Genomic DNA, 19,734 nt, shown 5'->3' with positions numbered 1-19,734 from the left:
CGGGCCGTGCGCCGAGGGTGGCGCTGAACAGGGGCTTGCGAAGAATGGGCGCGATTTTGGCGGCGCTGGAGGGCTTTGGCAACGAAAAGCGCTGAAAACGCGGCGAAATGTCGTACCAAAAGCACAGATGCAGCGCAGGGGGCAGGGTGCTGCTATCGATAATGCGGGCCTATGTCTTCTTCTGATCCGCGTTTGCCTGCGTCGTCCCGCGTTCCTGCTCCAGCACCCGTATCTGCACCCGCCGCGCCGCCAGCGCCGCTGCGCATCAAGTTCCCCGAGTCGTTGCCGGTGTCGGGCAAGCGCGACGAGATCATGGAGGCCATCACCAAGCACCAGGTGATCATCGTGTGCGGTGAAACGGGGTCGGGCAAGACCACGCAGCTGCCCAAGATTGCGCTGGCGCTGGGCCGGGGCAAGTGCAATGCCAAGCCGGGACAAAAGGGCCAGCTGATTGGCCACACCCAGCCGCGCCGCATTGCCGCCAGCAGCGTGGCCAAGCGCATTGCCGAAGAGCTGAACACGCCGCTGGGCGACGTGGTGGGCTTCAAGGTGCGCTTCCAGGACCGCCTCTCGCGCGATGCGTCCGTCAAGCTCATGACCGACGGCATCTTGCTGGCCGAGACGCAGACCGACCCGCTGCTCAAGGCCTACGACACCATCGTCATCGACGAGGCGCACGAACGCAGCCTCAACATCGACTTTCTGCTGGGCTACATCCGCCAGATCCTGCCGCGCCGGCCGGACCTGAAGGTCATCGTCACCTCGGCCACGATTGATGCGGACCGGTTTGCCAAACACTTTGAAAGCGCCAAGGGTCCGGCCCCGGTCATCATGGTGTCGGGCCGCACCTTTCCGGTGGAGCAGCGCTACCGCCCGTTTGAAGAGAGCCGCGACTACGGTCTGAACGAGGCCATTGCCGATGGCGTGGACGAGCTGTGGCAGGGGAATGCGGCGGGTGACATCCTGGTCTTTTTGCCCGGCGAACGCGAGATCCGCGAGGCTGCCGACCACCTGCGCAAGCACCTGTCGCACCAGCCCGTGATGCGCAACGCCGAGGTGCTGCCGCTGTTTGCGCGCCTCAGTCAGGCCGAGCAGGACCGCATCTTTGACGGCCATACTGGCCGCCGCATCGTGCTGGCGACCAACGTGGCCGAGACCTCGCTCACGGTGCCGGGTATCCGCTACGTGATCGACGCAGGCACAGCGCGCGTCAAGCGCTATTCATTCCGCAGCAAGGTGGAGCAGCTGCTGGTGGAGCCCATCAGCCAGGCCGCCGCCAACCAGCGCGCGGGCCGCTGCGGGCGCGTGGCCAACGGCATCTGCATCCGCCTGTACGACGAGGCGGACTTCAACAGCCGCCCGCGCTTTACCGACCCCGAAATTTTGCGCAGCTCGCTCGCGGGCGTCATCCTGCGCATGAAGTCGCTGCACCTGGGCGATGTCACGCAGTTCCCGTTCATCGAGGCGCCTTCGGGCCGCGCGATTGCCGACGGTTACCAGCTGCTGGCCGAGCTGGGTGCGGTGGACGATGCGAACGAACTCACCCCCATGGGTGTGGAGCTGTCGCGCCTGCCGCTCGACCCGCGCGTGGGCCGCATGATCATCGAGGCGCGCGACCGCAAGGCGCTGGACGAGGTGCTCATCATCGCCAGCGCACTGAGCGTGCAGGACGTGCGCGACCGCCCCATGGAGGCACAACAGCAGGCCGACCAGGCGCACGCCAAGTTCGACGACGACAAGAGCGAGTTCAGCGGGTATCTGAAGCTGTGGAAGTGGATCAACGAGGCCCGGGGCGGGGCGCCCAGCCTGCCATCGGCCCGCGCGCAAAAGGCCATGGCCGCGCAGAAGGCGCCTTCGCAGGCGTATCTGCCGGTGGCGCAGCGCAGCGGCGGGGGCAGCCCAGCGGCAGCGCCTCCTGCACCTGCACCCGCGGGCGCCGCAGTGGCTCCAGCCGCCACCCACAAGCTCAGCAACCGCCAGTACGAGCAGCTGCTGCGCCAGAACTTCATCAGCATCCGCCGCCTGCGCGAGTGGCGCGACATCCACACCCAGCTGCTCACGGTGGTGACCGAGCACAAGTGGCAGATCAACACGCAACCCGCGAGCTACGAGCAGCTGCACCTGTCCATGCTGGCCGGGCTGCTGGGCAACGTAGGCTGCAAGAGTGACGAGGAAGACTGGTACCTGGGCGCGCGTGGCATCAAGTTCTACAAGCACCCCGGCGCGCACCTGAACAAAAAGCCCGGCCGCTGGATCATCGCGTCGGAACTGGTCGAGACCACGCGCCTGTTTGGCAGGGGCATCGCCGCCATCGAGCCGCAGTGGCTGGAGCAGATTGGCGGCCATTTGCTCAAAAAGCAGTTGCTGGACCCGCACTGGGAGAAGAAGTCCGCCGAGGTGGTGGCGCTGGAGCGCGCCACGCTCTACGGCATCGTGGTCTACAACAACCGCCGCGTGAACTTTGGCAAGGTAGACCCGCACGCTGCGCGCGAGGTGTTCATCCGCGAAGCCCTGGTGGGTGGCAACTGGGAGACGCGCCTGCCCTTCCTGGCCGCCAACCAGAAGATGATCGCCAAGGTGGAAGAGCTGGAGCACAAATCCCGCCGGCAGGACGTGCTGGTGGACGACGAACTCATCTACGCCTTCTACGACCAACAACTGCCGCCCGAGGTGTGCAGCGGCCATAGTTTTGAGGCCTGGTACCGCGAAGAAAGCAAAAAGCAACCCGACCTGCTCAAGCTCACCCGCGAGGAGCTGATGCGTCACGAGGCCGCCGGCATCACCACCAACGCCTTTCCCAAGACGGTGCGCCTGGGCGGTGTGGACTGCGCTGCCAGCTATCTGCACGAGCCCGGCGATGCGCGTGACGGCATCACCGTGACCATCCCGCTCTTTGTGCTCAACCAGGTGAGCGACGAGCGCTGCGAGTGGCTGGTGCCCGGCATGCTCAAAGACAAGATCCAGGCCCTGCTCAAAAGCCTGCCGCAGCGCCCGCGCAGCCGCTTTGTGCCGCTGCCCGACAGCGCCACGCGCCTGGCCGAGCTGCTGGGCGCACCCGAGCGCTTTGGCATCGGCGGCCTGACCGAGGTGCTGCTCAAGCAGGTGCGCGACGAAACCTCGCTCGACGTGAAGCGCGCCGACTTCAAGCTCGACATGCTCAGCCCCCATTTGTTCATGAACTTCCGCGTGGTGGACGAGCACGGCCGCCAGCTGGGGCATGGCCGCAACCTGGGCGCACTCAAGGCCGAGTGGGGCGCCAAGGCGCGGGGCGCGTTCCAGGCGCTGGCGGGGCTCAAATTGGGCAGTACAGCCGCCGATGCAGCGGATTTGAAGCAAAAAGCGCCGCAGGCGCCAGAGAATCATGCCCGGGGTGCTATCAAATCAGGAGTTAACGGGCCAGGCCCAGCGGCCAAGCCAGGCGGCACGACGCTTTCCGCACCCGCTGCACCATCGACCCCTGCAGGCCAGCGCTACACCACCTGGACATTCGGCGAGCTGCCCGAACTCATGGAGATCAGGAAGGCCGGCCAGACGCTGATCGGCTTTCCGGCCCTGATCGACGGTGGCGACGCCGTGACCATCGAAGTCTTCGACGAACCCGAGGTGGCCGCCGCCAAGCACCGCGCAGGCCTGCGCCGCCTGTTTGCGCTGCAGATCAAGGACGCCCTCAAGTACCTCGAAAAGAACATCCCCGATCTGCAGAAGATGGCGGTGGCCTACATGCCCCTGGGCACGCAGGAAGAGCTGCGCACCCAGATCATCGACGTGGCGCTGGATCGCGCCTTTTTGCTCGACCCGTTGCCCACCGACGAATACGCTTTCAAGCGCCGCGTGGAAGAAGGCCGGGGCCGCCTCACGCTGATCGCCAACGAGGTCGCGCGCCTGGCCGCCACCATCCTCACCGAATACGCAGCCGCCGCCCGCAAGATCAAAGACACGAAGAACGCGCCCGACGCGACAGCGGACGCCCTGCAGCAGCTACAACGCTTGGTCCCCAAGAACTTCATCGCTGTGGCCCCCTGGGCGCAACTGGCGCACTACTCCCGCTACCTCAAGGCCATCACCCTGCGCCTGGACAAATACCGCGCCGACCCCGCCCGCGACGCCGCCAAGCTGGCCGAGCTGCGCCCGCAAGAGCAGCGCTACTGGCGCCTGGTCGCCGATCGCAAGGGCGCGGTGGATGCCCGCATGCAAGAGCTGCGTTGGCTGCTGGAGGAACTGCGCGTGAGCTTCTTTGCGCAGGAGCTGCGCACGCCCCAGCCGGTCAGCGTGAAGCGGCTGGACAAGTTGTGGGCGCAGATTCAGAGCTGAGATGGGAGGGGCATGCCTGCGTGAACAGCGCGCATGGAACCCGACCTTCGGCGGGGTGCCATGCGTCACATGGGTGACGATCATGGGGGCATTCCCCTTGCTTGGTACAGGTGGGCCATCTAGGCTGCGGGAAACAAGGAGACTGTTTGCCCATGCGCCCTCACTACCAGTTCTGGCCCCGTCGTTTGCCAAAGTCCATCACGCTGCCTGCCACCTCGCTGTGGGACAACCTGGCCACCAATGCACGCCGCTACCCCGACAAGGCGGCGCTGGTGTTTTTTGGAAGCACGACGAGCTACCGCCAGTTGATGGAGAGCGCTGAGCGCCTGGCCGCCAGGCTGGCGCAACTGGGCGTGCAGCGGGGCGACCGCGTGGTGCTGTGCATGCAGAACTGCCCGCAGCTGGTAATGGCCCACTTTGCCATCCTGCGGGCCAATGCGGTGGTGGTGCCGGTCAATCCGATGAACCGGGCCGAAGAGCTCAAGCACTACATCACCGATCCTGACACCAAGGTGGCGATCACCACCGGTGATCTGGCCCCGGAGATGGCCAAGGCCAGCAATGCGTTGGCCCCTGACGAGCGGCTGGCGCATCTGGTGGTCACGCAGTTCTCGGATGCGTTTGACGTGGCCGTGACCGGCATGGATGCGCCGCCCGAGGCGTGGATGGACTGGCTGGGCACGCGCCACCCCTTGCCGGCACTGGAGGGTGGGCAAGCCCACGCCTGGGCAGATGCCCTGGCTTGTACTGATGCGCCCCCCGCTTTGTTGGTAGGCCCGGCCGACCTGGCGCTGTTGCCCTACACCAGTGGCACCACTGGGCTGCCCAAAGGTTGCATGCACCTGCACAAAAGCATCATGCACAACACGGTGGCCGCCAGCCTGTGGGGCAATGGGTCTGTCGACAATGTGACACTGGCGGTGGTCCCCATGTTCCATATCACCGGCATGGTGAGCGTGATGCACACGTCGATCTACTGCGGCGCCACGCTGGTCATCATGCCCCGCTGGGACCGCGACCTGGCCGGGCGCCTGATATCGCGCTACCAGGTCACCACCTGGACCAACATTCCCACCATGGTCATCGACCTGCTGGGCAGCCCGAACTTTGCCAGCTATGACCTCTCCAGCCTGGCCTATATCGGTGGGGGTGGAGCCGCCATGCCGCAGGCCGTGGCGCAGCGCCTTCTGGAGCAATATGGCCTGCGGTATGCCGAGGGCTATGGCCTGACCGAAACGGCCGCTCCGTCGCACGCCAACCCGCCGGACCAACCCAAGCAGCAATGCCTGGGCATTCCGTTCATGAGCACCGATGCGCGGGTTATCGACCCAGACACGCTGCAGGAGCTGTCCGTGGGCGAGCAGGGCGAGATCATCATCCATGGCCCCGAGGTGTTCGAGGGCTACTGGAAGCGGCCCGATGCCACGGCGTCAGCCTTCATCGAGTTCGAGGGCAAACGGTTCTTCCGCTCGGGCGACCTGGGGCGCATGGACGAGGACGGTTACTTCTTTTTGACCGACCGGCTCAAACGCATGATCAATGCCAGCGGTTTCAAGGTGTGGCCCGCCGAGGTCGAAGCGCTGATGTTCCGCCACCCTGCGATCCAGGAGGCCTGCATCATTGCTGCCAAGGACAGCTACCGGGGCGAGACGGTGAAGGCCGTGGTGGTGCTGCGTGCCACGCACAAGGACACGACCGAGCAGCAGATCATCGACTGGTGCCGCGAGAACATGGCCGTCTACAAGGTGCCGCGCATCGTGCAGTTTGTGCCGGCGTTGCCCAAGAGCGGCAGCGGCAAGGTGATGTGGCGCGCGCTGCAGGAGCAGGAAGCGCAGTGACGGGTTGGCACCCGCCGGTTTGACAAACGCGCCAAGAAGAAAAGAGATGCCGCTACGGCGGCGGTGACGAGCCCTGCGGCGGCCGTCAGTGCGCTGCGCCCGCCATGGTCAGTTCGCCCAGGTCCCGCTCCAGCAGGGCAGGGTCGCCCAGTTGCAGCTCGATCAGGCGGCGCAGGTGGGTGACGCTGTCCAGGTCAATGCCCTTGCACAGCAGCCCGGTGTGCAGGCCTTGCACGTGGGCCACCTCGGTGGACATGGCGATGTGGTTGCCCGTGTCGGCCAGGGGGATGGTCAGTTGGCACAACGTGCCTTGCCCCAGCGTGGCCTGCGCGGGCACCATGATCAACGCGCCCTTGAGCGACAAATCCAGCACATGCACGCTGAATGCGTCGGTGGCAGTGGTCAGCAGGGCCGGCGCATCAAAACCAACGCGGACGAAGTGGCGGCGTTCATGGGGCATCGCTGTCTCCTGGGCGGGGCGGGGGTGTGGCACATGCTACCCCAACCGGCACACGGTAGTTAATTTTTGGAGGTTTTTGCAAGCATTCGTTAACATGGTTTCTCCATCACCTGGGGGGTCCCGTGTGAAACCTGGCGTGAACTGGCTGGTGCGGCGCTGTGCCGCGTGGCTCAAAGGCATTGTGTGGGCGGCCGTATTGACGGCCAGCGCCAGCATTGCTGCGGCGCCCCGCGAGCTGCGTGTGGGCGTGTACTCGAACGAACCCAAGGTGTTTGTGGATGCCGACGGCAAGGCCGCAGGCATTTTTGTGGATCTGCTGCAATTGGTGGCTGCGCGCGAGCAGTGGACCATCAAATATGTGCCCTGCAGCTGGCAGGACTGCCTGGATGCGCTGCGCGAGGGCCGGCTCGACCTGATGCCCGATGTGGCTCGCTCGCCCGAGCGCGAGATCCTGTACGACTTTCACCGCCTGCCAGTGCTGCACAGCTGGTCGCAGATCTACCGGACATCAGGCGCGCCCATCTACTCGTTGTTTGACCTGCAGGGCAAGCGGGTCGCGGTGCTCAAGGGCTCCGTGCAGCGGTCCACATTCCTGAACATGGTGGACAGCTTTGGCATCCAGGTGACTTTGGTGGATGCGCCCAGCCTGATAGATGCGTTTGCCATGGTGCAGCGGGGCGAGGCCGACGCGGTCATCTCCAACCATCTGTTCGGCAATTTCCATTCGGCCCGCTATGGCGTGGTGGACACGGGCATTGTGTTCCAGCCCGCTACGCTGTTCTTTGCGACCGGCCCCGGTCGCAATGCAGATGTGTTGGCGACCATTGACCGATCCGTCGAGAACTGGCGCAGTGGCGCCGACCCGGCCTATGCCCAGGTAATGCGCCACTGGGGCGGGCAAGACCCTGGCGTGCAGATTTCCCCCTGGGTGTGGTGGGGGCTTGCGGGCTTGGTGGCGTTCAGCTTGCTGGCCGCGTTGATGGTTGCGATCTTGCGTCGCCAGGTCCAAGAGCGTACGCGCCACTTGCGGGACAGCGAGCAAAAGCTCGCCACCATTTTGGACAGTGTTGGCGCGTTCATCTACATCAAGGGCAAGGACTACCGTTACCAGTACGCCAACCACCACACGCTGCATTACTTTGGCAGGCCGGCGCACGAGGTATTGGGCCATGACGATGCGGCGTTTTTCGACACAGCCACGGCGCAAAGGCTGCGAGCCAATGACCGCCGGGTGCTGGAGGACGGCGAGACGCTGGAAGCGGAGGAGGTGAACACGCCCGCCGCCACGGGCGAGACACGCGCGTTTTTGTCGATCAAGATTCCGCTGCGCCACGCGGATGGCAGCATTTATGCGCTGTGTGGCATCTCGACCGACATCACCGAGCGCAGCAAGGCCGAAGAATCGCTGCAGATTGCTGCCACGGTATTTGAGTCGTTCGAGGGCATGATCGTGACGGGGCCCGACCAGAGGATTCTCAAAGCCAACCAGGCCTACGCGCGGCTGACCGGCTACACGGTGGACGAGCTGGTGGGCCAGACGCCGCGCCTGCTGCACTCGGGCCGCCAGGACACGTCTTTTTACGCGGCCATGAAGAACACCTTGCACTCCAGCGGCATGTGGCAGGGCGAGGTATGGAACCGGCGCAAGGACGGCACCGAATATCCGGCCTGGATCACCATCACCACCGTGCGTTCGCCGCGCGGCGACATCACCCATTACGTGGGCACGCAGACGGACATCTCCAGCCGCAAGGCTGCCGAAGAAGAAATTCGCCTGCTGGCCTTCTACGACCCGCTCACGGGCCTGCCCAACCGTCGGTTGATGAATGACCGCCTGCAACACAGCCTGGCCGCCAGCGCACGCTCAGGCGCGGGCGGTGCGTTGCTGTTTGTGGATCTGGACAACTTCAAGGACCTGAACGACACCCAGGGCCACGAGCTGGGCGACCAGCTGCTGCGCCAGGTCGCCGCACGCCTGGGGGGCTGCGTGCGCATGGGCGACACCGTCGCACGCTTGGGTGGAGACGAATTTGTGGTGCTGCTGGAGGGGCTCAGCCCGCAGGCGCACGAAGCGGCCGCCCAGGCCGAAACAGTGGGGCGCACGGTGCTGCAGGCTCTCAGCCAGAGCTACCAGCTCGACGGCCATTCACACCACAGTTCTTGCAGCATAGGCATTGCGCTGTATGCCGATGCACGCGGCTCGGTGGACGAATTGCTCAAGCACGGCGACATGGCGATGTACCAGGCCAAGGGCGCAGGCCGCAACACCTTGCGGTTCTTTGACCCGCGCACCCAGGCCAATGTGACCGCGCGCACGCTGCTGGAGGCGGGCTTGCGCGACGGGCTGCGCGAGGGGCAATTCTTGCTGCACTATCAGGCCCAGATTCACCAGCAGCGAGGCATTGTGGGCGCCGAGGCGTTGGTGCGCTGGCAGCATCCGCAGCGCGGGCTGGTGTCGCCCGCCGAGTTCATTCCAGTGGCTGAAGCCTCGGGCCTCATCGTGCCGCTGGGCGTGTGGATTCTGCGCACGGCCTGCCTGCAACTGGTGCAGTGGGCCCGCGACCCGCAGACTGCCCACTGGACCTTGGCCGTGAATGTGAGCGCACGGCAGTTCCGCCACAGCCACTTTGTGGAGGAAGTGCTGGGCGTGCTGGAAGAAACCGGCGCCAACCCGCACCGGCTGAAGCTGGAGTTGACCGAGACCCTGCTGCTGGACGATGTGGAGGACACCATCCAGCGCATGGACACCCTGCGTGCGTCGGGCCTGGGCTTCTCGCTGGACGACTTTGGCACGGGTTATTCGAGCCTGAGCTACCTCAAGCGCTTGCCACTGGACCAGCTCAAGATCGACCAAAGCTTTGTGCGCGACCTGCTCACCGACGCCAATGACGCCAGCATTGCCCGCACCATCGTGACCCTGGCCCAGAGCCTGGACCTGGGGGTGATTGCCGAGGGGGTCGAAACCCAGGAGCAACGCGACATGCTGGCCGGGCTGGGCTGCCACACCTGGCAGGGCTACCTGTTCGGGCGCCCCGGGCCGGCGGAGGCACTGCTGCAGGCGGCTGCCAGTGCAACGGCGTCGTGATGCCGGTGGACGTATATCGGACTTGGGCGCCGGCAGCCAAGGCCTTGCGGTACCTCATCTCGCGTCAACAACTGTCGCCATTGGCTGACATTTTGTAGCGTCTGAAAGGTGTAAGGTACAGGAAGCCTTGTGACTCACACAGGGCCGCCCTCCCTGTGCACACGCTGTGTGTGTGCACGGTGTGGCAGTCAGCAGGAGCTTTCCATGAAAAACACCATGTTTCCCACGATCCGTCTTCTTGTTTCGGGTGCGGCTGCGGCCGCGCTCCTGGGCCTGGCGGGCGGCGCGCATGCGCAGGCCTACGTCAATGCCACCGTGGGGGGCGAACTGGCACCCGGCGTGTATGGCCGCATCAACATTGGCAATGCACCGCCACCGCCGCTGATTTACGCAGAGCCCGTCATCATCCAGCGCCCTGCTGTGGTGGTGCCGCGTGCGCCCATTTACCTGTATGTGCCGCCCGGCCATGCCAAGAACTGGGGCAAACACTGCGCTCGTTACAACGCCTGCAGCCAGCCGGTGTACTTTGTGCAGGAGCCGCCCCCACGCCGTGGCAACCCGTACCAGGGGCCGCGCGGGCGCGATGACCATCGCTGGGATGACGACCGTGGACGCGGTGGCAAACACGACCGTGACCATGACCGCGGGTATGGCAAGGGTGAAGGCCGTGGCAAGGGCCATGGCAACCGGGACTGAGCGGCTTGCGACCACGGGGGCTGGCCGGTTGCGTGGATCCGGATGCGGCCCCCACACTGCACCCACCCTGTTTGCGCCATCGCAGAACCTGTGGTGGCGGCTGCGGTTAAGCTCGGGCCTCTATGGCCCAAGTCTCCTTTTCTCCCCCTTTCACTACACCGGCTGACGTCGCCAGCCAGCTGCAAAGCAGCGGCTTTGCCGTGCTCAGCCCTGAGGCCGTTGCCGAATGGGTAGGCGCTGACCTGTCGGCGCTGCTGGCCCTCAACAGCGACTGGGCAGCCTTGCCGCCCGATGAATTCCTGAAGGACGGTGGTCGCTACCGCCGCCGTCGCCACGCCTGCTTTGTGCTGCAGGAGGGCCGGATGGAGCAGGTGCCGCACCGTGCCCACTGGCAGCCCGTGGAGTACAACGCGCTGCACGGCGGCATGGAGCGCTGGTTTGCCCCCATGGAGCCCGCCACCGTGGCGCAGCCGGTGTGGCAGCAATTGCTGGCCGCGCTGGCGGGCGTGTCGGACGCCGTGTTTGCCGGGCCGCAGGCACCGGTGGCCTGGTTTGTAGAGGCGCACCAGTTCCGCATCGACACCACCGACGGCATTGGTCGCCCCACACCCGAAGGTGCCCACCGCGACGGGGTGGATCTGGTGGCGGTGTTTCTGGTGGGGCGCGAGGGCGTCAAGGGTGGCGAGACGCGGGTGTTTGAGGCCAACGGCCCTGCCGGGCAGCGCTTTACGCTGACGCAGCCCTGGTCGCTGCTATTGCTGGACGACGCGCGCATGATCCACGAGTCCACGCCCATCCAGCCGCTCAAGGACGGAGGCTACCGCGACACCCTGGTGGTGACCTGCCGGCGGGGGAACTTCCAGGGCGCGGACGTGGTGGGACTGGCGCCGTCTGGGGTCTGAACACTGCGGCAGAAGTGCATCCGATTTGATGCGAATCAAGATGCGGGGTATGGTGGCGGTTCACACTGTCGCCCATGGTCAGGCCACAAGCCTGGTCCCACCCCTCATTCAAGGAGTAGCACCATGTTCAAACACATTCTGGTTCCTGTCGACGGTTCCAAGACCTCGATGCTGGCCGTGTCCAAGGCCGCAGGTCTGGCCAAGACCTTTGGCAGCGCCGTCACGGCGGTGTATGTGATCGACCCCTATCCCTTCACCGGCGTGGGCGCCGACTTTGCTTACGGCCAGGCGCAATACATCAGCGCCGCCACAGCCGAGGCCAATGCCGCGCTGGACGCCACCAAGAAGGCCATGGCCGATGCGGGTGTGCAGGTCACCACCGTGGTGGGGGAGGGCCATGCGGTGCACGACGGCATCCTGCGCGCGCTGGAGAGCACAGGCGCCGACCTTATCGTGATGGGCTCGCATGGCCGCCGTGGCCTGGAAAAGCTGGTGCTGGGCAGCGTCACGCAGCGTGTGCTGGGTGTGGTGCACATCCCCGTGCTGGTTGTGCGGGACTGAACACGCTCCCCCATGAAGAACGGCTCCGAAAGGAGCCGTTTTTTATTTCAGTGCTCGATGACGCTGCGCACCACCCGTAGCCATCTGCGCTCGGAACAGGCACGCCAGAGGCCAGTGCACCCGTGGAGCTGGCTCTGCCAGTCCACCGGGTGCGTCCCCCTCAGGGGGAAGGCGCGAAGCGCCTCAGGGGGTCACTCAATCTTTGCGCCCGAGGCTTCCACAATGCCCTTCCACTTGGCGTAGTCGGTCTTTAGCAGGGTGTTGAACTGAGCGGACGACATGGCCTCCGGCTCGGCACCCTGGGCGTGGATGGCGGCCTTCATTTCAGGGGTGGCCAGCAGCTTGTTGATTTCTGCATTGACCACGTTCACCACGGTGGCCGGTGTACCTGCGGGCGCAAACACGCCGTACCAGGTGCTCACATCAAAGTCCTTGAAGCCCGACTCGGACACGGTGGGTACTTCGGGCATGGACGAGCTGCGCTTGGCCGATGTCACAGCCAGCGGGCGCAGCTTGCCCGACTTGATCTGGGCCATGGCCGATGGCACCGAGGACATAAGCAGGTCCACGTTGCCCGACAGCGCATCCATCAGCGCAGGGTTGGAGCCCTTGTAAGGGATGTGGCTGAGCTTGATGCCCGCAGCCTTTTCGAACAGGTCGCCTGCCAGATGGATCGAGGTGCCGTTGCCGGGCGACCCGTAGGTGATGGTGCCGGGCGCTGCCTTGGCAGCAGCCACCACGTCGGCCAGCGTCTTGAACTTGGAGTTGGCACTGGTGGCAATGACCACGGGCGTGTAGGCCACATGGGCCACGGCGGTCAGGTCCTTGGTGGGGTCCCAGGGCAGGTTTTTGTACAGCCAGGGGCCGATCACCAGGTTGTCTTTCTGGCCCATGACCAGGTCATAGCCCGTGGGCGCGGCCTTGACGGCCTCGCCAATGCCGATGGTGCCGCCTGCGCCGGCGCGGTTGTCGGCCACCACGGTCCACTTGGCGCTTTCAGTGAGCTTGGTGGCCACCAGGCGCGACAGGATGTCGGTGCCGCCGCCGGGCGGGAAGGGCACGATCAGGCGGATGGGCTTGGTGGGGTATGCCGCAGCGGGCGCAGGTGCCTGGGCGTAGGCCGTGGTGCCCAGCGCAAAGGCGAGGGCGGTGAAGGAAAGCAGGGTGCGCATCATGGTGAGAGGTGTCTCCGTCGGTTCAGTGGTGTGCGGGCCGCCGCCAGGCCGCTGGGTGCGGCTGCGGTTGCCCGGCTGATCTGGGGCAGCGGGCGCCAATGATCGCTGATCGACTGTGGCGCTCGCGTTGCCAATAGCAGGTGGCAGCATCGCGGGTGGCGATGGCAGTGTGCGCACCCGCGTGCAGGTCAGAGGCGCTCAAAAATCGCCGCAATGCCCTGGCCGCCGCCAATGCACATCGTCACCAGCGCATAGCGGCCCTGGATGCGTTGCAGCTCATGGATGGCCTTGACTGTGATGAGCGCACCGGTGGCGCCGATGGGGTGACCCAGCGAGATGCCCGAGCCGTTGGGGTTGACCTTGGCCGGGTCCAGGCCCAGGTCCTTGGTCACGGCGCAGGCCTGGGCGGCAAAAGCCTCGTTGGCTTCGATCACATCCAGATCGGCCACGGTGAGCCCGGCCTTCTTCAGCGCCAGCTGCGTGGCGGGCACGGGGCCGATGCCCATGTACTTGGGGTCTACGCCCGCGTGGGCGTAGGCCACCAGGCGGGCCAGGGGCTTGGCGCCACGGGCCTTGGCGGCACCGGCTTCCATCAGCACCACGGCGGCGGCGGCGTCGTTGATGCCCGAGGCGTTGCCAGCCGTCACCGTGCCGTTTTCCTTGATGAAAACGGGCTTGAGCTTGGCCAGGTCGTCCATCGTGGCGCCGGGGCGGAAGTGCTCGTCGGTGGCGTACAACACGTCGCCCTTCTTACTCTTCAGGGTGACGGGCACGATCTGGTCCTTGAACACACCGGCCTGCGTGGCGCGCTCGGCGCGGTTGTGGCTCTCGACCGCCAGCTTGTCCTGGTCTTCGCGGCTGATGCCCCACTTGGCGGCGATGTTTTCGGCCGTCACACCCATGTGGATGTTGTGGAAGGGGTCGTGCAGTGCGCCGATCATCATGTCCACCATCTTGGTGTCGCCCATGCGGGCGCCCCAGCGCATGTTCAGGCTGGCAAAGGGCACGCGGCTCATGTTCTCGGCACCGGCGCCGATGGCCACGTCGGTGTCGCCCAGCAGGATGGACTGGCTGGCGTTCACGATGGCCTGCAGGCCCGACCCGCACAGGCGGTTGACGTTGTAGGCGGGCGTGCCTTCGCCGCAGCCGCCGTGGATGGCTGCCACGCGTGACAGGTACATGTCCTTGGGCTCGGTGTTGACCACATGGCCGAACACCACGTGGCCCACGTCCTTGCCTTCCACGTTGGCGCGGGCAAGCGATTCGCGCACGACGAGTGCGCCCAGTTCGGTGGGGGGCACGTCCTTGAGGCTGCCACCAAAGGTGCCAATGGCGGTGCGCACTGCGCTGACGACGACGACTTCACGGGTCATGGGGAGGTCCTTTCAGAGAAATTCAGGTCAAAATGGCTGCAGGCGCTAGTGAACCATGCGGTTGCAGCTATTAAAATAGGAGTAATCGGGCTCACGCCTCGCGCACATCGGCCACCGGGTTGGTGCCGAAGTCTGCGCGCTCCAGCCAGGCGAGCACGCGGGTGGCGGCGTCGGCAGGCGATGTGAGCTGGCCACCCGTCTTGAGGTTGGCGAAATTCTGGCGGTCCGGGAAGGCGGCCGGGTCGGCGCCGCGCAGCTGGACCTGCATGTCGGTGTCGATCACACCGGGAGCCAGTGAGCATACCTTGGCCCCATGGGACTTGATGGCCTCGTCCAGCGCCACGCAGCGGGTGAAATGGTCCATGCCCGCCTTGGCGGCGCAGTATGCGGCCTGTGATGCCATGGCCCGGCGGCCGAGGCCCGAGGAGATGTTGAGCACCTTGCGTGGCACCGTCCAGGTGTCCGTCGCGCCCAGGAAAGCAGCGGTGAGTTGCATGGGCGCCTCCAGCCCCACGCGCAGGGCGGTGGCCAGGTCTTCCGCGTCGCTGGCCGACAGCGGGGCGATGCGCGGGATCATGCCCGCGTTGTTGATGAGGGTGGCGCTGGCAAACGCCTGCGGGCCCTGGGCCTGCAGCCAGGCTTGCAGCTTATGGGCCGCCTGCTCGCCCTGCGACAGGTCTTGCTGCCACTGTTCGATGGCGACGCCTGCGGCCCGGGCCTCGGCGGTCAGGTCATCGTTGGCACTGCGGGCGATGCAGATCAGGGTATTGCCGCTGCGCAAGAGCTGCTGGGCCATGGCCAGGCCCATGCCGCGCGATGCGCCGGTGAGGATGTAGAGGTGGTTTTGAGGCATCCCGCCATGTTACTGCGCAGTACACAGGGCCGGGTGTCTTCACTGGCCTCTGCGTGACTCCAAAGCGGACAGCAGCAGGGCCAGCCGCGCATCCAGCGCGGCCAGATCGGCCGCCTTGAGGTCGGAAAGGATGCGGTGTTCGTTGGCCACATGGGCTTCCACGGCGCGGTCGATCAGTTCGAGCCCCTGGGGCGTGAGCTGCACGAGCGAACTGCGGGCATCGGCCGGGTTGGGCAGGCGCTCGATCCAGCCCTGGGCTTCGAGCTTGGCCATGCGGTGCGTCATGGTGCCCGACGTGACCATGAGCGTGGAGAACAGCGTGGTCGGCGCCAGGCAGTAGGGCGCGCCACTGCGGCGCAGCGTGGCCAGCATGTCGAACTCCCAGCGGCTCAGGCCGAATTCGGCAAAGGTTTCATCCAGCCGCCGCTCCAGCAGCGCGGCGCAGCGCTTGATGCGCCCAATGGGGCCCATGGGGCTCGCGTCCAGGTCGGGGCGCTCGCGCTTCCACTGGGCCAGGATGGCGTCGACGGCGTCGGGTTGGCGTGGGGTGGCCATGGGCTTGTGGTGGTTGATTTGTCTTGAATTCAAGATTGTATGGTAGAGTTTTTGTCTTGATTTGAAGATAAATATATGGCTGCTTCACGTGCTTCTGCAAGTTCCTCCGCCTGGCTGGATGCGCTCACCACAGCGCTCGGACCGGTCATCTGGGGCTCGACCTACATCGTCACCACCGAGCTGCTGCCGCCCGACCGGCCCTTCACCGCCGCACTGCTGCGCACCTTGCCCGCGGGCTTGCTGCTGGTGCTGTGGTGCCGCCGCTGGCCGGCCTGGGGCGACTGGATGGGGTGGCGGCGCCTGATGGTGCTGGCGGCGCTGAACATTGGCGTGTTCCAGGCGCTGCTGTTTGTGGCGGCCTACCGGTTGCCCGGTGGCGTGGCTGCGGTGGTGGGTGCCGTGGGCCCGCTGGTGGTGATGGGCCTGACCTGGGCACTGGACCACCGGCGCCCGCCCGCACTGGCGCTGGCGGCCGGGGCGCTGGGTGTGCTGGGCATGGCGGCGCTGCTGCTGTCACCCGGTGCGCGCTGGGACATGGTGGGCGTGGCTGCCGCGCTGGTGGGCACGCTGTGCATGGCAGCGGGCACGTTCTGGTCGCGGCGCTGGCGGTCTGACTTGCCGGTGCTGGCGTTTACCGGCTGGCAGCTGTTGGCAGGCGGCGTGATGCTGGCGCCGGTGGCCTGGGCGGTGGACCCGCCTTTGCCCGCACTCACCCCCACCCACATCGCGGGTTATCTGTACCTCAGCCTGGCGGGCGCGCTGGTGGCCTATGCGCTGTGGTTCCGTGGCATTGCGCGCCTGCCGTCGGTGGCGGTGTCGTCGCTGGGGCTGCTGAGCCCGGTCACGGCGGTGCTGCTGGGCTGGGCGCTGCTGGGGCAGGCCATGACAGGGGTATCGCTGGTGGGCATGCTGGTGGTGCTGGCCAGCATCCTGGCCGTGCAGTGGGCCATGTCGCGCGCCGTGCCGCCGGGCGGGCGCTGATCAGCAACTACTTTTTGCTATTGAATGGATAGCGGTTGGTGCATGTTCCACTAGCGCTGTCGGGCCATTTGGCTAGAAATCGGCCGCCCACTCCAGCGCTACCTGCTCCCCGGTGGTGGGGTGCGCAAAGGCCAGGTGACTGGCATGCAGCAGCAGGCGCGGGGCCTGTGCCTGCGTGGCGGCATTGGCATACAGCCCGTCGCCCAGGATGGCGTGGCCGATGGCGGCCAGGTGCACGCGCAGCTGGTGGGTGCGGCCGGTGATCGGCTCCAGCTCGATGCGCGTGGTCTGAGCCGTAGCGTCTTGCGCCAGTGCGCGCCAGTGGGTCAGGCTGGGTTTGCCCACGGCGTGGTCGATGACGCGCAGCGGGCGGCGCTCCCAGTCGGCAGCAATGGGCAGGTCGATCTCGCTCCAGTCGCCGCCCGCTGTGCCCAGCAGCCCTTGCACCACCGCCTGGTAGCGCTTGTGCACCTGGCGCTCGGCAAACGCGTGGCCCAGGCGCCGCTGTGCGTCGATATGGCGCGCCATGAGCACCAGGCCCGAGGTCGCCTGGTCCAGCCGGTGCACGATGAGCGCGCCGGGCCAGCGCTGCTGGGCGCGGGCGCTCAGGCAGTCTTGCTTGTCAGGCCCCCGGCCGGGCACACACAGCAGCCCGGAGGGTTTGCACAGCACCAGCAGGTCGTCGTCTTCGTACAGCGCCTGTACGCCATCTGCCACGGGTTCAGGCAGGGTCATGGCCCACGATCAGCCGCTGCACGGTGGCGCAAAGCTCTTCCACGTCATTGGGTTTGTGGATCAGGGCTTGCGCGCCTTCGGCCAGCGCGGCCTGTTCGATCTCGGCCGTGACGTAACCCGAGGCCAGGGCCACGGGCAGGTCGGGGCGGATGAGGCGGGCCTCGCGCACCAGGTCCACGCCACAGAAGCCGGGCATGTTGTAGTCGGTGACCAGCAGGTCATAGGCTTGCGGTGCTGCCCGCAACGCAGCCGTGGCCTCGTGCGGGTCGGTATAGCCGCTCACCTCGTAGCCCCGGCGGCGCAGCAGGCGCTGCACCAGGAAGACCAGGGCCTGGTCGTCGTCCACGTACATCACATGGTGCTTCTTGCCAGGCGCACCGCCGGGTGGTTCGGCAGGCTCCGGTGAAGACGTTGCGGCGGCCAGTGGCACGGCCTGCGCGGCGGGGCTGGGCTGCGCACCAGCAGTCGCACCGGTGGCGACCGGAAAGTACAGCGTGAACCGGCTGCCCTGGCCTGGCGCGCTTTGCACATCCACGCCGCCTTCGTGCGTGCGCATCACGCCATGCACCACCGCGAGGCCCAGGCCCGTGCCCTGGCCCACGGGCTTGGTGGTGAAGAAGGGCTCGAAGATGCGCTCCAGCGTGGCAGCGTCCATGCCGGGGCCGGTGTCGCGCACTGTCAGGGCCACGTAGTCGATGGGCGCGAGGCCCAGGCGCTCGGTCAGGCGCTGGTCGGGCTGCACGGTGGCGGCCTCCACATGGATGCTGCCGCGCTCGGTACCAATTGCATGGACGGCGTTGGTGCACAGGTTGAGCAGGGCCTGCTCGACCTGCGTGGCATCGGCCAACACGGGCGGCAGGCCCGCCTGCAGTTGCATATGCAGCTCGATGGCCGGAGGCAAGGTCACGCGCAGCAGGCGCTCGGTGTCGTGCACCACCTCGGCCAGCGACACGGCCGAGCGCTGCGGGGGCTCGTTGCGGCTGAAGGTGAGGATCTGGCGCACCAGGTCGCGCGCGCGGCGGCCGGCCTTGTCGATCTCCAGCAGGCTCTCCAGCACGGGCGAGCCGGGCGCGTGGGTGGCGCAGTCGGCCTTGGCCAGCTCCACATTGCCCAGAATGGCGCCCAGGATGTTGTTGAAGTCGTGCGCGATGCCCCCGGCCATGGTGCCCACGGCCTGCATCTTGTGCGACTCGCGCAGCTGGGCTTCCAGCTCGTTGCGGTGCGCCTCGGCCTTCTTGCGGCCGGTGAGGTCGCGGGCGAAGACGGTGGTGGTTTCCCCGTCAGCATGGCGCTCGAACGACACGCTCACCTCCACGGCCAGCTCCTTGCCGCTGGCGGTGAGGGCCGTCATCTCGCCCAGCAGGGCCTGCGTGGTGAGCTGGGCAAATGCCAGCGCCTGCGCCGCGTCGGGCAAAAAACGGTCGAGCGTGCTGCCCAGCGCGTCGCTGGCACTGCACTGGAACAGCGCGGCCGCCGTGGGGTTGAACACGGTGATGCGCTGGTGCTGGTCCACGCAGATGATGGCGTCCAGCGCGGAGTTGATGACGGCCTCCAGCCGCTTTTCGCTGGCGCGGATCTGCTCATTGCGCTGCTGCAGGGTCTCGGCACTGTGCTGCAAGGCCTGGCGCTCGGCCAGCAGCGGGCCCTGGTCGATCACCGCGCACAAAAACTGCGACAGCGGCGGGCCGCTGGTCTGCGGTGCATCGATGTGGGCAATGTGCAGGTCGCCGGTGATGCGCGTGGCATTGCTGATGGTGAACACCACCTCCTTGACCTCGCTGTGCCCCAGGTCCTGCGCCTGGGCAAAGGCTTCGCGCACGCGCGCGGCGTCTTGCGGGCACACAAAAGGCATCAGCGCGGTCAGGGGCCGGTCGCGCTCGGTGGGCTGGAAAGAGCGGTGCGCCATGGAGTTGGCCTGCACCACCATGTCGTGGTCGTCCACCACCATGAGGGCCAGCGGCACGCTGGCAAACAGGGTTTCGAAGCGTTCGTACGCGCTCTCGGCCACGGCCTGGCTGTAGCGCAGCACCTTGTTCTGGTTTTCCAGTTCGGCCTGGTAGGCGCGCAGTTCGGCCACCAGGCCCTCTGCCGAAGCGCCGGGCGTGCGGGAGTGGGGGACAGGCGGGCGAGGCATGTGCTCTGCGGCTGCTGGCTGGCGGCCTGCAGGGTCCAGAAAAGACAGGTCGGGTTCACTCATGAAGGGGCGCGG

The 19,734-nt window shown here is 66.4% G+C and carries 14 protein-coding genes; 7 read left to right on the top strand and 7 right to left on the bottom strand.

Annotated features, from left to right (window positions below):
* Positions 1-171 precede the first annotated feature (171 nt).
* Both hrpA and N4G42_RS15095 read left to right on the top strand, forming a co-directional pair.
* Complete coding sequence (gene hrpA, locus N4G42_RS15100) at positions 172-4,311, top strand: ATP-dependent RNA helicase HrpA (protein ID WP_409557831.1); 4,140 nt, start codon at positions 172-174, stop codon at positions 4,309-4,311.
* Between the two features lie 152 nt (positions 4,312-4,463).
* Complete coding sequence (locus N4G42_RS15095; protein ID WP_260667755.1) at positions 4,464-6,149, top strand: long-chain fatty acid--CoA ligase; 1,686 nt, start codon at positions 4,464-4,466, stop codon at positions 6,147-6,149.
* Positions 6,150-6,234: 85 nt separating this feature from the next.
* On the opposite strand, the gene N4G42_RS15090 is transcribed toward N4G42_RS15095, so the two are convergent.
* A complete protein-coding gene (locus N4G42_RS15090; RefSeq protein ID WP_056067655.1) occupies positions 6,235-6,609 on the bottom strand; it encodes a PilZ domain-containing protein in 375 nt (124 codons plus the stop codon).
* Positions 6,610-6,733: 124 nt separating this feature from the next.
* Between N4G42_RS15090 and N4G42_RS25580 the strand changes: the two genes are divergently transcribed.
* The 4 genes from N4G42_RS25580 (at position 6,734) to N4G42_RS15060 (ending at position 11,853) form a co-directional block, all read left to right on the top strand.
* Positions 6,734-9,694, top strand: a complete 2,961-nt coding sequence (locus N4G42_RS25580; RefSeq protein ID WP_313771916.1) for an EAL domain-containing protein — start codon at positions 6,734-6,736, stop codon at positions 9,692-9,694.
* Positions 9,695-9,898: 204 nt separating this feature from the next.
* On the top strand, positions 9,899-10,390 hold the full coding sequence (locus N4G42_RS15070; RefSeq protein ID WP_260667754.1) for a hypothetical protein: 492 nt from the start codon (positions 9,899-9,901) through the stop codon (positions 10,388-10,390).
* A 122-nt stretch (positions 10,391-10,512) separates the two neighbouring features.
* Positions 10,513-11,292, top strand: a complete 780-nt coding sequence (locus tag N4G42_RS15065; RefSeq protein ID WP_260667753.1) for a 2OG-Fe dioxygenase family protein — start codon at positions 10,513-10,515, stop codon at positions 11,290-11,292.
* A 123-nt stretch (positions 11,293-11,415) separates the two neighbouring features.
* Positions 11,416-11,853, top strand: a complete 438-nt coding sequence (locus N4G42_RS15060) for a universal stress protein (RefSeq protein ID WP_099730067.1) — start codon at positions 11,416-11,418, stop codon at positions 11,851-11,853.
* Between the two features lie 191 nt (positions 11,854-12,044).
* On the opposite strand, the gene N4G42_RS15055 is transcribed toward N4G42_RS15060, so the two are convergent.
* The 4 genes from N4G42_RS15055 to N4G42_RS15040 all read right to left on the bottom strand — a co-directional run bounded on the left by N4G42_RS15055 (position 12,045) and on the right by N4G42_RS15040 (position 15,809).
* Complete coding sequence (locus tag N4G42_RS15055) at positions 12,045-13,028, bottom strand: tripartite tricarboxylate transporter substrate binding protein (RefSeq protein WP_260667752.1); 984 nt, start codon at positions 13,026-13,028, stop codon at positions 12,045-12,047.
* A 188-nt stretch (positions 13,029-13,216) separates the two neighbouring features.
* Positions 13,217-14,401 (bottom strand): beta-ketothiolase BktB, encoded by a 1,185-nt coding sequence (bktB, locus tag N4G42_RS15050; protein WP_056746178.1) that lies wholly within the window; start codon positions 14,399-14,401, stop codon positions 13,217-13,219.
* A gap of 91 nt (positions 14,402-14,492) precedes the next feature.
* Positions 14,493-15,254: an SDR family NAD(P)-dependent oxidoreductase gene (locus N4G42_RS15045; RefSeq protein WP_260667751.1), complete on the bottom strand. Its 762-nt coding sequence runs from the start codon at positions 15,252-15,254 to the stop codon at positions 14,493-14,495.
* A 39-nt stretch (positions 15,255-15,293) separates the two neighbouring features.
* Complete coding sequence (locus N4G42_RS15040) at positions 15,294-15,809, bottom strand: MarR family winged helix-turn-helix transcriptional regulator (RefSeq protein WP_056746174.1); 516 nt, start codon at positions 15,807-15,809, stop codon at positions 15,294-15,296.
* 75 nt (positions 15,810-15,884) lie between these two features.
* On the opposite strand from N4G42_RS15040, the gene N4G42_RS15035 reads away from it, so the two are divergent.
* A complete protein-coding gene (locus N4G42_RS15035; RefSeq protein WP_260667750.1) occupies positions 15,885-16,790 on the top strand; it encodes a DMT family transporter in 906 nt (301 codons plus the stop codon).
* A gap of 72 nt (positions 16,791-16,862) precedes the next feature.
* On the opposite strand, the gene N4G42_RS15030 is transcribed toward N4G42_RS15035, so the two are convergent.
* Positions 16,863-17,525 (bottom strand): RluA family pseudouridine synthase, encoded by a 663-nt coding sequence (locus tag N4G42_RS15030; protein ID WP_260667749.1) that lies wholly within the window; start codon positions 17,523-17,525, stop codon positions 16,863-16,865.
* Entirely contained in the window at positions 17,512-19,722 is a 2,211-nt protein-coding gene (locus tag N4G42_RS15025; protein WP_260667748.1) for an ATP-binding protein, read from the bottom strand. The genes N4G42_RS15030 and N4G42_RS15025 overlap by 14 nt, the downstream gene beginning before the upstream one ends.
* Between the last annotated feature and the right edge of the window lie 12 nt (positions 19,723-19,734).

The sequence above is a fragment of the Acidovorax sp. K2F genome, from assembly GCF_025246485.1.
Classification (GTDB): domain Bacteria; phylum Pseudomonadota; class Gammaproteobacteria; order Burkholderiales; family Burkholderiaceae_C; genus Acidovorax; species Acidovorax delafieldii.
The sequence above is the reverse complement of the archived record's forward strand: the minus strand, read 5'-3'. Positions and strand labels throughout refer to the sequence as shown.